Origin of the sequence: Brevibacterium iodinum ATCC 49514, from assembly GCF_900169265.1 — a bacterium.
In the GTDB taxonomy this organism is placed as follows: domain Bacteria; phylum Actinomycetota; class Actinomycetes; order Actinomycetales; family Brevibacteriaceae; genus Brevibacterium; species Brevibacterium iodinum.
In genome coordinates, this window is sequence record NZ_FXYX01000010.1 from 99,742 (window position 1) to 112,400 (window position 12,659).

General features: G+C 63.4%; 12 protein-coding genes. 5 read left to right on the forward strand and 7 right to left on the reverse strand.

Going from position 1 to position 12,659, the window contains the following annotated elements:
• Positions 1 to 40: 40 nt before the first annotated feature.
• From purU to BI49514_RS08960, 3 genes are read right to left on the reverse strand one after another with little or no spacing between them, the layout of a single operon-like run.
• Positions 41 to 973, reverse strand: coding sequence for a formyltetrahydrofolate deformylase (purU, locus tag BI49514_RS08950; protein WP_420808551.1), 933 nt, complete (start codon positions 971 to 973; stop codon positions 41 to 43).
• Positions 957 to 1,865 (reverse strand): methylenetetrahydrofolate reductase, encoded by a 909-nt coding sequence (locus BI49514_RS08955; protein ID WP_101546208.1) that lies wholly within the window; start codon positions 1,863 to 1,865, stop codon positions 957 to 959. Before BI49514_RS08955 ends, purU begins: the two co-directional genes overlap by 17 nt.
• Before the next feature lie 4 nt (positions 1,866 to 1,869).
• Entirely contained in the window at positions 1,870 to 3,225 is a 1,356-nt protein-coding gene (locus BI49514_RS08960; protein WP_101546209.1) for an aminomethyltransferase family protein, read from the reverse strand.
• A 113-nt stretch (positions 3,226 to 3,338) separates the two neighbouring features.
• Between BI49514_RS08960 and BI49514_RS08965 the strand changes: the two genes are divergently transcribed.
• Positions 3,339 to 4,271: a LysR family transcriptional regulator gene (locus BI49514_RS08965; protein ID WP_167443904.1), complete on the forward strand. Its 933-nt coding sequence runs from the start codon at positions 3,339 to 3,341 to the stop codon at positions 4,269 to 4,271.
• A gap of 40 nt (positions 4,272 to 4,311) precedes the next feature.
• Here BI49514_RS08965 and BI49514_RS08970 read toward each other — a convergent pair whose 3' ends face one another.
• The 4 genes from BI49514_RS08970 to BI49514_RS08985 form a co-directional block, all read right to left on the reverse strand.
• Positions 4,312 to 5,322, reverse strand: coding sequence for a VOC family protein (locus BI49514_RS08970; protein ID WP_101546211.1), 1,011 nt, complete (start codon positions 5,320 to 5,322; stop codon positions 4,312 to 4,314).
• Between the two features lie 18 nt (positions 5,323 to 5,340).
• The gene (gene ligK / locus BI49514_RS08975; protein ID WP_101546212.1) at positions 5,341 to 6,024 is read right to left on the reverse strand and encodes a 4-carboxy-4-hydroxy-2-oxoadipate aldolase/oxaloacetate decarboxylase; all 684 of its coding nucleotides are present in this window, start codon (positions 6,022 to 6,024) and stop codon (positions 5,341 to 5,343) included.
• Between the two features lie 72 nt (positions 6,025 to 6,096).
• On the reverse strand, positions 6,097 to 7,119 hold the full coding sequence (locus tag BI49514_RS08980; RefSeq protein ID WP_101546213.1) for an amidohydrolase family protein: 1,023 nt from the start codon (positions 7,117 to 7,119) through the stop codon (positions 6,097 to 6,099).
• The gene (locus BI49514_RS08985; RefSeq protein ID WP_244194993.1) at positions 7,116 to 8,327 is read right to left on the reverse strand and encodes a 4-oxalomesaconate tautomerase; all 1,212 of its coding nucleotides are present in this window, start codon (positions 8,325 to 8,327) and stop codon (positions 7,116 to 7,118) included. The genes BI49514_RS08980 and BI49514_RS08985 overlap by 4 nt, the downstream gene beginning before the upstream one ends.
• A 214-nt stretch (positions 8,328 to 8,541) precedes the next feature.
• On the opposite strand from BI49514_RS08985, the gene BI49514_RS08990 reads away from it, so the two are divergent.
• The 4 genes from BI49514_RS08990 (at position 8,542) to BI49514_RS16545 (ending at position 12,348) form a co-directional block, all read left to right on the forward strand.
• The gene (locus BI49514_RS08990) at positions 8,542 to 9,174 is read left to right on the forward strand and encodes a GntR family transcriptional regulator (protein WP_101546214.1); all 633 of its coding nucleotides are present in this window, start codon (positions 8,542 to 8,544) and stop codon (positions 9,172 to 9,174) included.
• A gap of 179 nt (positions 9,175 to 9,353) precedes the next feature.
• Positions 9,354 to 10,703: an MFS transporter gene (locus tag BI49514_RS08995; RefSeq protein ID WP_101546215.1), complete on the forward strand. Its 1,350-nt coding sequence runs from the start codon at positions 9,354 to 9,356 to the stop codon at positions 10,701 to 10,703.
• A gap of 109 nt (positions 10,704 to 10,812) precedes the next feature.
• A complete protein-coding gene (locus BI49514_RS09000) occupies positions 10,813 to 12,042 on the forward strand; it encodes an MFS transporter (protein ID WP_101546227.1) in 1,230 nt (409 codons plus the stop codon).
• Positions 12,043 to 12,054: 12 nt separating this feature from the next.
• Positions 12,055 to 12,348, forward strand: coding sequence for a hypothetical protein (locus tag BI49514_RS16545; protein ID WP_180954369.1), 294 nt, complete (start codon positions 12,055 to 12,057; stop codon positions 12,346 to 12,348).
• Positions 12,349 to 12,659: the final 311 nt, after the last annotated feature.

The window sequence follows — 12,659 nt, forward strand, 5'->3', positions numbered from 1 at the left end:
ACGGAACAACGCATCGCAACATCACGCGGCCCGGCCACCGTCACCTGAAGACGATGGTGTGGCTGCCGTGTCTGATGACCCGGTCCTCCGCATGCGCCTCCACCGCCCGGGAGAGGACCGCGCGCTCGACATACGCCCCGCGCTTCTGCAGATCGACGTGATCGAAGGTGTGATCGATCGACGCCACGTCCTGCTCGATGATCGGACCGGCATCCAGCTCCGGCGTGACATAGTGAGCGGTCGCGCCGATGAGCTTGACTCCCCGCTCCCACGCCTTCCGATATGGGGCGGCCCCGATGAAGGCCGGCAGGAACGAATGGTGGATGTTGACGATCGGCACTTTCACCGCTTCAAGAAACTCGGGCGACAGGATCTGCATATAGCGGGCGAGAACTAGGAAGTCCGCCTGCCCCTCGATGAGCTTGAGGATCGTCATCTCGGCCTCGGACTTGTCCGCGCCCTTCGCCGGGACATGGTGGAAGGGTATGCCGAAGAAACCGACTTCCTCCTCCACATCCCGATGGTTCGAGATCACCATAGGAATCTCGACGTTCAGTTCTCCCCTCTCATGCCTCCACAACAGTTCGAGCAGGCAGTGATCGGACTTCGAGGCGAAGACGATCATGCGCTTCGGGACAGCCTGGTCGACGAGTTCCCAGGCGAGCCCGAGTTCGGGAAGCGTCGATGCCAGATCCGTTTCGAGGCCTGGCAGCGCCTCGTTGAGGTTCTCGATTTCGAATACGAGCCGCTGATAGAAGGTCGGCTCCTCCGCTCTGCTGGAGAACTGATCGCTCTTGAGGATGTTTCCCTCATGGCGTGCGACAAGGGAGCCGACAGCGGAGACGATGCCTCGGCGCTCGGGTCCGGACACTATAAGGCACGCATGGTCGAGCGCGGCCGGCTCAGCAGGCTGGCTGAGCCGGTTGTCCTGGCTGAGCCCAGTGCTCTTGCTGTACTCAGGAGGCATCGGCATCTGACTCCCCCTGGCTCAGAGATCGGCTCTCGCGGCGGCCGGAGTCGGCGAGGTAGTCCCGCGTCCAGCCGGCCGTGGCGACGAGGCCGCCGAAGGTGTAGAAATGGATACGCACATCGCCGACGTTCTCCCGAGCGAACTCCTCGGCAGCACGTTCGATGAACGTCGCCGGCGTCGACTTTCCCAAGAGATTCGTCACCGAGGCACCGTACTTCTTGAGCAGCGCCGCATTGGCTGAGACTCCCAGCCTGCGCGCGAATCCGAGAAGACGCTTGATTCCGGCAGGGCCTGGCACCCCGACCCGAATCGGAACCTCAATACCCCACCCACGCACCTCGGCGATCCATTTCGCGACCGCCGTCGAATCAAACGAGACCTGCGTCGTCACCGACGCCTCGATACCCGCTCGGTCGAGAGCGGCAAGCTTCTGCTCGAGCGCATCCCACAGGGTCGCCTCGGCGATATCCGGATGCCCTTCCGGGTACCCGGTGATGCCGACCTCGCGAACACCGAACTCTCCGAGTCGACCCGACCGGATCACCGAAAGCGCATCGGGGAACGGACCCACCGGCGTGCTGGGATCTCCCCCGACCAGGAACAGCCGCTCGACAGCGCCGACAGCGGACAGCCGCTCCAGATAGTCGCGCAACTCATCTGCACTGGTGAGACGTCGTGCCGAAATGTGCGGAACTGCGCTGAGCCCGGCATCGACGATCGCCTGCGCCGCTTCGATGCGCATCTCGGTGGTCTCATTGGCCAGGTACGTGAGGTTGACTGCAGTCCCCGCCGGGATCGACCTCGACGCAGTCTCCAGTGACTCGGTGTCCTTCGCCGTCATCTCGAGGGAGAAGTTCTTCAGCAGCTCTCGTGAGCCGATGGTCAGCAGTGTCATCGTCTCAGTTCTTCCGGTAGTTCTCACGGGCGAAGGACGAATACGGGGCCGGCTGGACCACGGCCTTCACTGAGACCTGGCGGTGCTTCTCCACGGCAGGCTTCGAGGAGACGGGTTCTTCACCCCACAGCAGCTCCACCTCGGTGTCGGGAGCAGCAAATTCCTTATCGATGCTGGCCAGAGAGATGAACGCCTGTTCGTTCGTGATGTACCCGGCATCGTGGGACACGCCCACGGTCGTGCCATTCACCTGCACGGCGTCGACTTGGAAGAGTCCGTAGCGGGCCTTGGGGAATTCGATGTACTTGGCGGGGACACCCTCTTCGTAGAGTGTCTGCTGGGTCGCGGCGAGGTCCTCGGGGTCCCAGACCAAGGTGACTTTTTCGCGGTTGTCACGCTCGGCGATCTGCTCGAGGGCCTCGCGGCCGATGAAATCGTGATCGAACTTCACAGTGCGTCCGTACCCGATGTCGTACGGGGTGTTGTAGAAGTCCTCGATGTTCTCCGAGGCGAAGCTGCCGGCCAGAGAGCCCATGCGCGAAGCGGGAAGCCAATCGAGGTACTCTGCCATCCGGTGCCCGGTGAAGATCGCCGGCGTCGGCGAAGGAACCCACGCCGATTCCAGATTCGCCGTCGAATAGGCCTTGGCACCGGCCCGGACGAGGTTGAACTTCTCCCCGCGCTCGAGGATCGCCGCCCGCACATCATCGCCCTCACTCCAGGGTCCGAAGAGTTCGAATCCCGGTTGTCCGGCCATTCCGTGACGAAGCGAGCGCACGGTGTGTCCGGCGATCTCGAAGTCTGCCATGCCGAAGAACTTCGTCTCGGGCACCGGACCGCCGATGACGTCTTCGAGGAGGGCCAAGGCGTTCGGCCCCTGGATCTCATAACGGTAGAGGACAGGATCACCGGATTCGCGCATGATCGAATTGCTGTCGCGCTCGAACGAGACATCATATCCTCCGGTTTCGGCGACGAACTGCACCCAGTCGATGACCATGTACCAGCCGACCAAGTCGAAGGAGTTCTCCTCCAGGTAGAACAGCACGGCATCGCCGATGAGGTAGCCCTCGTAGTTGACGGCGACGAACTGCTTGGCCTTCCCGGGGGCGAACTTCGCAAAGCTGTTGACACCAGTATCGGTGAGCAGCCTGAGAGCGTCGGGGCCCTTGATGAACAGGTCGGTCATGTGATGCGACTGGTCGAGGAAGGCAACGGATTCGCGCCAGGACTTCTGCTCTGAGCGCCAGTTCGTGAACTCCGGGGTGACGGGGAAGATCGCGGGCATCGCCTGAGCGTTGCGCAGGGCGGGGATGACGCCTCCTGCGGCAGAGATGGCCTGGGCTGCGGAATATGACATTGATAGCTCCTTCACTACGGTTTCTCACCACTTGCAGACAACGCTACTTAACCGCAAGCACCCGTAGAATTAGCAGTGCTTATACAACGGTGAATCTTTCGGAAAGGGGGTCCATGACAGCAATCGACCTCAACCTGATCAGGGTGTTCGTCATCGTTTACGAGACTCGCAACCTCACCCTGACCGCCGAGGAACTGTATGTGACGCAGTCGGCGATCAGCCAATCACTGGGCCGGCTGCGCAAGCATTTCGGTGACCCCCTGTTCGAGCGAGTAGGGCGACGGATGGAGCCGACCCCGGTGGCCCAGGACGCCTACCTTGATATGCGTGCCGCCCTCGACAACATCGACACTGCCCTGGGACGGGTGCAACGCTTCGACCCGAGCACCTCGGACAAGGTCTTCCGCATCGCCCTCTCGGAGCTCGGGGAGATCGGGTGGATGGGCAACATCCTCGACGAGGTGAGGATGACGGCACCGAATGTGCGCATCGAATCGATCGCCCTCGACCAGAGCCGTTTCGTCGATTGGCTCGAGCGCGGGTTCGTCGGTGTGGCGGTGGCGCCCGCTGACCTCTCCGGCGGGTTCGTCCGCACTCGAGTCAAAGACCAGACCTATATCGCGGTGATGTCGCGGCAGACCCCAGGAGGAGAGGAACCGCTGACTCTCGAGCGCTTCTCCGCACTTCCGCGGATCTCGGTCAGCGGGGATTCGGCGGCTGATCTGCTCGAAACCGCTGAACGTCAGGCCGGGGTCTCCCGTAACCCGGCCGCGACGGTCGAGAGATTTGCCGCGCTGCCGAGCCTGCTGCTTTCGAATCCGGGACATATCGCGGTGATCCCCCGCCCGATCGCCGAAGGGTGGGCACACGTATGGAACCTCGAACTGCATGATCTGCCGTTCGAGGTTCCAGCGGTGCGCCTGCACGTCTGCCGTCGCAGCACGGCGCAGGGTCAGGGCGCGCTCGACTGGTTCTATGCCACGGTCATCCGCGCCGTGGTGGCGACACCGGCCGACTTCGGGTCGATCCACATCGACGGCAGCTGAGTGCACGACCAACTCGGTTACCCTCGCCGAGGATATGCGACTATGCCTTCGGAGTGTATGGACGGCCTTCGATGGCGGCCCGGTCGATCTCTTCCTGATCCTCGACATAGGGTGTGCCGTGGGTGTGGAAGGTGGGGACGGTCTTCATTCCCCAAGCCTGACCCTTCGCGCGTTCGGCTTCGCTCCATTCCACGACCGGCCAATCCGGGTCGAGGATGAGACGAGCGCCGGCATTGGCGAATTCGATGCGATTGCCGCCCGGCTCCCAGACGTAGAGGAAGAAGGTCTGATTGATCGCGTGCTTGTATGGACCGTACTCGATGAAGATGCCGTTCTCGAGGAAGATGTCGGCGGCCTTGAGAATGTCCTCACGAGTATCGGGAGAGAAGGCGAGGTGGTGGAAGCGACCGCGCTCCTTGGTCCAGTCATTGGAGTAGACGACGTCGTAGGATTTCTGCTGGAAGCGGTACCACCAGGCACCGTAGCCGCCATCATCGAGGGCGACGCGTTCGGATTCGCGGGCCATCATCACATCCCGCCAGAACTCCCCGGACGCGGTGACATCGGCGGCAAGGTAGTTGATGTGGTCGAGACGGCGGGCGTTGACCCCGCGGCCGGGGAACTTCGCGGCCTGGTTCTTCAGGGCCGGTCGGTCGGCGTCGGCGGGCACATAGCGTTCGGTGTCGTAGTAGATCGCCATCAGGTGACCGTCGGGGTCTTCGAACTCATAGGAGGCGCCGACGCCGACCTCGGGGTCCTTCCACCCGTGGCCGAGCCCGGTGGCTTCGATCGCGGCGACCCGGCGGTCGAGGGCTTCTCGGCTCGAGGCGCGGTAGAGGGTGCGTCCGACGCCGTTGGTGTGCGAGGCGGTGAGCTTGATGGTGTAGAGCTCGTACTCGTCCCAGCAGCGCAGATACGCGGAGTCGCCGATGCGGGCGACCTCCTTCATCGCCAGCAGGTCGGTGAAGAAGCTCAGGCTCTCGTCGAATACCGGAGTGAAGAGTTCGACGGCACCGAGGTGGGAGACGTCGAAGTTCTCATAGTTCGTCATGGTGGATTCCTTTCGTCCTCAGTCGAGGTAGGTCAGGCCGGCGGCGGCCAGGGGTTCGCGCATTCCGTAGAGGTCGAGTCCGAGGACTCCTTCGTCGAACTCTCGGCGTTTCTGCGCTTCGCTGTCCTCGCGTTTCTGTGCGGCATCGGCCACAGCGGACACGCGGTCCTGGGGCACGACGACGACTCCGTCGTGGTCGGCGACGATGACGTCACCGGGGTGGATGAGTGCATTCGCGCAGACGACGGGTACATTCACAGACCCGAGAGTGGCTTTGACGGTGCCTTTGGCGTTGATGGCGCGGGAGAAGACAGGGAAGTCCATCTCTTCGAGCTCCGCAGTATCCCGGCAGCCGCCGTCGATGACGAGGCCCATGGCCCCACGGGAGCGCATCGAGCTGGCGAGGAGCTCACCGAAGAACCCGTCCTCGGATTCAGTGGTGCAGCCGGCGACGACGACGTCTCCGGGTTGGACCTGTTCGGCGGCGACGTGGAGCATCCAGTTGTCACCTGGCTGCAGGAGCACGGTCACGGCCGGCCCGCACAGCTTTGCGCTCGGGTAGATCGGGCGGATGTAGGGGCGCATGAGGCCCACGCGTCCGAGTGCTTCGTGGACGGTGGCCACGCCGAAGGCCCGGAGCCGGTCGATCTCGACCGGATCGGGGCGGGTGATGGAGGTGTGGACGATGCCGAGATCGAACATGCTGCCTTCTTTCTGTGATGATGGTTGTGGAATCAGTGGGGCACGGACGAAGCAGCGTCCCCGAGTAGTGCCTCAGCGCCCCTGAGAGCGCAGGAGCGCATCGAGTCGCGGATAGACCCGGCGGACGTTGTTCTCGAAAATGGCGGCGCGTTGATCAACGGTGATGTCAGCGTCTGCGATGTAGCGGACAGTGTCATCGAAGTAGTGACCGGTGTCCGGGTCGACGGTGCGCACCGCGCCGATCATCTCCGAGGCGAAGAGGATGTTCTTTGTCGGGATCGCGGTGAGGAGTTCGTCGATGCCCGGCTGGTGGTAGACGCAGGTGTCGAAGTACAGGTTGCCCAGCAGGTGCTCGTTGAGGTCGGGTTTGCCCAGTGCCGCCGCCAGACCGCGAAAGCGTCCCCAATGGTAGGGGGCTGCCCCGCCGCCGTGAGGAACGACGAGCCTGAGTTCCGGATAGCGTTCGAAGAGGTCGCCTTCGACCAGCTGCATCACCGCAGTGGTATCGGCGTTGAGATAGTGGGCGCCCGTGGTATGGAAGGCCGGGTTGATCGAGGTCGACACGTGGATCATGGCCGGCAGCTGGTACTCGATCATCGTCTCGTAGATGGGGAACCAGGCGGGATCCGTCAGCGGCGGCGAAGTCCAGTACCCGCCGGAGGGATCGGGGTTGATGTTGACGGCGACCGCATTGTTCTCCACGACGCTGCGCCGAATCTCCTCGACACAGTCGGCCGGGTCGACTCCCTGAGACTGTGGAAGCATCGCCGCGGATGCGAAGCGATCCGGGTAGAGTCGGGCAACGCGTGCACACAGATCGTTGCACACACGTGCCCATTGCGTGGAGACCGCGGCATCGCCGAGGTGGTGCGCCATGAACGAGGCACGCGGGGAGAAGATCGTGAGATCGATTCCGCGCTCGTCCATGAGCCGCAGCTGGTTGGCCGCAAGCGATTCGCGGATCTCATCGTCGCTGATCGTCGGCGCGGTCTCCGGCAGTGCGCGGCCTCCGTCGAATGCGGCGAGCTGTTCATCCCGCCACTCACCCAGCGGGCTCGGTGCGGTGGTGTAGTGGCCGTGGCAGTCGATGATCATGCGTTGCTTCCTTCTGGCTGAGCGCGGATGGTGCCTGTGGGTGAAACGGTGGAATCTGAGTCGCATCCGGTCCACACGCTGCGGGGCACGAAGACCGACCCGGCCATGAGGGTACGCGCGGTGCGGGTGAGGCCGGAACGGGTGACGGTGTCCCCGTCGAGGCGCAGCTCGACAGGGAAGCTTCCGCTGGGATGGTCGATGTGCAGCGTGCGTTCGCTCCCAGTGCCGGGCTGGGAGATCTCGGCGGCGACGGTGTCGTCCATGCAGGCGGCGGTGGCGACGGTGAGTGCTGCGAGGACGCCGATGGAACGGTGGACGGTCTGCGGGATGAAGCTGCGCGTCGTCAGGGCAGCACCCGAGCTCGGCGCGGAGACGAGAGTCATCTTCGGATAGCTCTTGTCGCTGACGTCGCCGAGTCCCATGAGCTCTCCGGCCTGCAGCCGGAGGTGCTCGATGGTGCTCGTGAGTCGGGTATCCGCTTCCAGTGTTTCGGGTGTCTCTGTGCCCTCGAGTCCGAGGTCGGAGGCACGGAGGATGACGACGGGCTGACCGTTGTCGATCAGTGTGACCTCTATGGTGATGCCGTCGGGCAGGGAGAGTTCGTCGCGTCGCCGGCCGGTGGGCAGCAGCGATGGGGCGATCGATCCTGCTGTGTCGCGGAAGAGGATGGAGATCGGGCTGCCGGTGCCGTTGACTCCGTCGATCGCGGTGTCCCCTTCGAATTCGACGACTCGATCTCCGTCCGGGCCGGGCGGCGTGCGGATCGTGATCTCTGCGACGAGGCCGGTGTTGAGCGTCCTCACCGTCACTGTCATGAGGTCCTCGACGGGAGTGATGAGGCCGATTTCCACGGCGAAGGGAACGACGGCGGCGAGCATGTTTCCGCAGTTCGCACGGGTCTGGACCTCTGTGCTCTCCGGTTGGAGTTGGGCGAAGGTGAAATCGAGATCGACGTCGTCGGCGTCCGATTCGGAGACGATGCCGACCTTGCTCGTCAGCGGGTGTCCCCCGCCGAGGCCGTCGACCTGCAGGGGGTGAGGGCTGCCCATCACCCCCAAGAGGACGCGGTCGCGCAGATCGCTGTCAGCAGGAAGATCCGAGGCATGGAAGAAGGCGCCCCGGGACGTACCGCCACGCATGAACAGCGCGGGCAGGACGGTCTGGGAACTTCGAGGGCCCGTGCAGTGGGAGATGACCCGATCGTGCATCCTTGCAATCCTTTCGACGGCGATGACCTCAGCATAAATGTTAACAATAGTGTTCTCAATCCGGAACGGCATCGCCAAACTCGGCCCACCTCGGTAGCCTGAACGAGACCGAGCCTGACCGACGACGGAGCACTTGAGAATGCCAGACTCCCCCGCGACCTCCCCTTCCCCCGCCGCCGAGACGCCCCCTCACCCCGTCGGCCGGAACCGATCGATGCCCGCCGGTCGCCTGCGCGACCGATTGCGAGAGAAGATAATGGCAGGAGAACTCGTGCCCGATCAGCGCCTGGTCGAGGCCGATATCAGCGAAGAGTACGGGTCCTCCCGCGGCAATGTGCGCATCGCACTGGCCGATCTGACCGCCGAAGGACTGGTCGAAAAAGTGGCCAATCGCGGCGCCCGGGTCCGCGCGGTCTCGCTCGATGAGGCGATCGAGATCACCGAGGTCCGCGGAGCACTGGAATCACTGTGCGCCCGCCGCGCTGCAGAGAGGGTCGGCCCCGGCCAGGTCGCACAGCTGCGAGACATCGGCCGGCGGATGACCGCGGCGGTCAGCGAGGGTGATCGCGAAGCGTATTCGGGATGCAATCGCGAACTCCACGCGCTCGTCATCGAGATCAGCGGTCAGCGCACCGCCGCCGAGACGATCAGGCGCCTGCGCGGCCAGGCGGTGCGCTACCAGTACCGGATCGCCCAGCAATCCGGGCGGCCGGCAGAATCGCTGCCGCAGCATTTGGCCATCATCGAAAGCGTCTGCGCCCAGGACCCGGATGCGGCCGCCGCGGCAATGCAGGCTCACATCCGCAGCGTGGCCCGGTCGATCGAGATGATCGAAGCAGCGAAATAGAGCGTACGCAAGCGCACCGAGAATATGCACTTCGGCCCCCCTGAAGGACTCCTCAGGCAGAGTGCTTCGAAACTATTGTTGATCATATTGTTGACAATGAGAGATCTCGGCTGGTTCACTCGGAGTTGTCGGCTCGAACCGAGCCACTCTCAACGACGAGCTCGAACTGAGGATTTCATATGGTCTCTGCACCCCTCTCCCAATCCGCGACGAGCAGACGCGGAGTCACGATCGTCCTGTTTCTGTCGTGGCTGGCCGTCTTCTTCGACGGCATCGACACATTCATGTACGGCGCGACCATTCCGTCCATGACCTCCGATGCGAGCTTCGGAATGACAGACCTGCACGCGGGCAACATCGGCTCCTATGCGACCTTCGGCATGCTCATCGGTGCACTGTGCGCGGGGATGATGACCGATGCGATCGGACGCCGTCGGGGCATCATGGTGTGCACGATCGTCTTCTCCGTGGCATCTGCCGGATGCGCTCTTGCTCCGTCTGCAGCCGCATTCGGCATCTTCCGCACGATCGCCGGGGTGGGCCTCGGCGGGCTCCTGCCCACAGCGATTGCGATGGTCTCCGAATTCGCCACCGACAAGCGGCGGAACCTGTCCATCGGCATACTCATGACCGCGCACCAGGTCGGCGGCATTGTGGCCGGGCTGCTGGGAATCAGCCTGCTGGAATCGGCCGGATGGCGTTCGATGTACTGGGTCGGTGTCATTCCCTTCGTGCTGCTCGTGCCGCTCATCTATGCGTTCCTCCCGGAGTCGTTGAGCTTCCTCGTCGCCAAGGGCAAGATGGACAAGGCCAGAGCTACAGCTGAGAAGCTCGGCATGGCATTGCCGGAGCTCAATGCCGACGGTTCGGGGCCGAAGGGGTCGTTCCTGCGGAACTTGGGCCGTCTCTTCCAGCGTCGGAACGCTGTCCTCACCCTGCTGTTCTGGGCGGCCTCGTTCGGCGGTCTCCTCCTGGTCTACGGAGTGAGCACCTGGCTGCCGAAGCTCATGGCGGCCGAAGGCTATGCGCTCGGGTCCTCGCTGTCCTTCCTCATCGTCATCAACCTCGGCGGGGTCTTCGGGCTCCTGGTTGCCGGCCGGACCTCGGATTCGCTCGGACCGGTGAAGGTGGCCATGCTGTGGTTCTTGGTCACGGCCGTCGCCGTGTGCCTGCTCAGCGTCAAGATGCCGGTGATCGTCACCTACCTGATTGTGTTCATCGCCGGATTCTTCCTCTTCAGCGCCCAGACGATGGTGTACGCGGCAGTCGCACACGTCTTCCCGACCCGGACACGGGCTTCGGCCATCGGTTGGACGACCGGCATGGGAAGATTCGGTGCGGTCTTCGGTCCCTGGATGGGTGGGCAGCTCATGGCTCTCGGACTGCATGACTGGGGTTTTGCCGCCTTTGCTGCTTTCGCAGTGTCATCGATGATCATGTTGCTGCTCATCCTCGTTGTGACGAAGTCGAGCGCAGGCCGTGCCGTCGACTACTCGACACCGGCCCGCGAATCGCGCATCTCCGCTTGAGGCCGCCGACCCTGCGACGGCTCGTTGGTACCGCGAGCTGGCCGCGGGGTTCCACCGCGAGGCGGCCGCCGGAGTCCAGAAGGAGAACGTGAAATCCGTGCGCAGCTCGATGCACTCGCCCCGAACTGCTGAGCGGAACGCCGTTCGCAGTCGTGCATGGATAGTCCTTCTCGGGTGCGGCATCGTCGCCGCAATGCATGTGTGGAAGCTCCCCGGAGCACTCACATTCATCCGCCAGGACCTGGGCATGAGTCTGGTCCAATCGGGTGTCCTGCTCGGCATTGTCCAGGTCGGTGCGCTGCTGCTCGGTCTCAGCGGGTCGCTGGTTTCGGAGAAGGTCGGGCTGCGCACCACGATCGTCATCGGTCTCACGATGCTGGCGCTCGGCTCACTGGTTGGGGCGCTATCTCAGGAAACCTGGCAGCTGATGGTCACGCGAGCGTTCGAGGGAATCGGCTTCCTTCTCGTCACCCTGGCCGCACCGCCGCTCATTCGTGTGACCACCGAGCAGGGCCGGGTGTCCCAGGCGATGGGCTGCTGGTCGGCGTTCCAGGGCATCGCGGTCTTCCTCGCGGTGCTCGTCTCCACCGTGCTGTTGCGCGGCCTCGAGTGGGTGAACTGGCAGATGTGGTGGTTGCTCATGGGAGTCGTGTCGGCTCTCATGGTGGTCATCGTCATCCGGACCGTCCCGGTCGATCACGGGCGTGCCGTGGACTTCAGGTCGACGTTCAGGGCGATCGGGACGACTCTGCAGACGTCGATGCCGTGGGTCATCTCTGTCATCTTCGCCTGCTACACGCTGCAGTGGGGCGCGATCATCGGTTTTCTGCCCGACATTGTCGGGGAGCAGGATGGATTCACCGTCGGGATCGCCACCGCGGTGGTCGGCGGAGCCAATGGGGCCGGCAACGTCATCAGCGGTCAGCTGCTCAAGCGCGGGTTCTCTCCGCGGCTGTTGGTGATGATCGGAATGGTCAGCATGATCATCACGACCGTGCTGATCTTCGCTCCTGATTGGGGCAGCGTCGTCGGCGGAGAGTGGATTCAGCTGACGATCGCTGTCGCCTTCTCGGGCATCGCGGCCCTGATCCCGTCGACGATCACGAGGATCGCCGTCGACGTCGCACCGCCGGGTGGATCTGTCTCCGCGGTGATGGGACTGATGATTCAGGTGTACAACGCGGCGAACTTCGTCGGCCCGATTGTGCTCACTGCGATCGCGACCGCGGTCGGCGGCTGGCACCTGTCCTGGCTGATGACATCGGCGGCGGCTCTCCTCGGTGCCGTCTTGGGAGCGGTGTTCCTCAGTACGCGACGGCTGCGGATGTCATTCGCCTGATGAGGCTTCTTCATGATGAAGTCCGTCGCCGAGCTGCCCGCAAGTTTTCGGGTCGATGTGCCTCTCGCCTGTCGACTTGTCCAGTACGACGAAACTCGCTCCCGCCGCTTTCCAAGCGCAGATGATGTCCTTGTGGTTTCTCGCGCGGTCGCAGCTTCAGGAATCAACGCCCAGCTCGTCCAACTGTATGGACCGGGGACGGAAGCTAGTTACTTCCTCGGTGTGGGTCTCGCGGTCATCGCCGTCGGCGGGTTAACGATACTTGTTGGAAAATGGTCACGCCGCCGCATGATCGGAATCAAGTAGTCGCCGACTCCCGTACTGAGCTTCAGACAGCTCTCAACCTGAATCAACGACCCCAGAACCCGGGCCGAAAGGAATATGGCTCTTCGTAATTGAGAGTGTAGATCGGTGATTCCAGGATACGGCGAGTCGCTGCGCGGATAGACGTCGAGGTCTTCCGATGATGGAAGTTCTCACACAATCCATCCGAAAGACCTCGACGTGGCCAAGCCTACTTTCTCGACCCCTGACCTCACGACATTCTGCCGACTCGACACCCTCGATCTGACCTGCACCGGCCAAAACATCACCGGGCACAAGGCGATTCTGGAATG

What these genes read in the sequence shown, in the direction of transcription:
- purU (WP_420808551.1), bottom strand. Translation starts at nt 973, where the DNA reads ATGCCGATGCCTCCTGAGTACAGCAAGAGCACTGGGCTCAGCCAGGAC.
- BI49514_RS08955 (WP_101546208.1), bottom strand. Translation starts at nt 1,865, where the DNA reads ATGACACTGCTGACCATCGGCTCACGAGAGCTGCTGAAGAACTTCTCC.
- BI49514_RS08960 (WP_101546209.1), bottom strand. Translation starts at nt 3,225, where the DNA reads ATGTCATATTCCGCAGCCCAGGCCATCTCTGCCGCAGGAGGCGTCATC.
- BI49514_RS08965 (WP_167443904.1), top strand. Translation starts at nt 3,339, where the DNA reads ATGACAGCAATCGACCTCAACCTGATCAGGGTGTTCGTCATCGTTTAC.
- BI49514_RS08970 (WP_101546211.1), bottom strand. Translation starts at nt 5,322, where the DNA reads ATGACGAACTATGAGAACTTCGACGTCTCCCACCTCGGTGCCGTCGAA.
- ligK (WP_101546212.1), bottom strand. Translation starts at nt 6,024, where the DNA reads ATGTTCGATCTCGGCATCGTCCACACCTCCATCACCCGCCCCGATCCG.
- BI49514_RS08980 (WP_101546213.1), bottom strand. Translation starts at nt 7,119, where the DNA reads ATGATCATCGACTGCCACGGCCACTACACCACCGCACCGAGCCCGCTG.
- BI49514_RS08985 (WP_244194993.1), bottom strand. Translation starts at nt 8,327, where the DNA reads ATGCACGATCGGGTCATCTCCCACTGCACGGGCCCTCGAAGTTCCCAG.
- BI49514_RS08990 (WP_101546214.1), top strand. Translation starts at nt 8,542, where the DNA reads ATGCCCGCCGGTCGCCTGCGCGACCGATTGCGAGAGAAGATAATGGCA.
- BI49514_RS08995 (WP_101546215.1), top strand. Translation starts at nt 9,354, where the DNA reads ATGGTCTCTGCACCCCTCTCCCAATCCGCGACGAGCAGACGCGGAGTC.
- BI49514_RS09000 (WP_101546227.1), top strand. Translation starts at nt 10,813, where the DNA reads ATGCACTCGCCCCGAACTGCTGAGCGGAACGCCGTTCGCAGTCGTGCA.
- BI49514_RS16545 (WP_180954369.1), top strand. Translation starts at nt 12,055, where the DNA reads ATGATGAAGTCCGTCGCCGAGCTGCCCGCAAGTTTTCGGGTCGATGTG.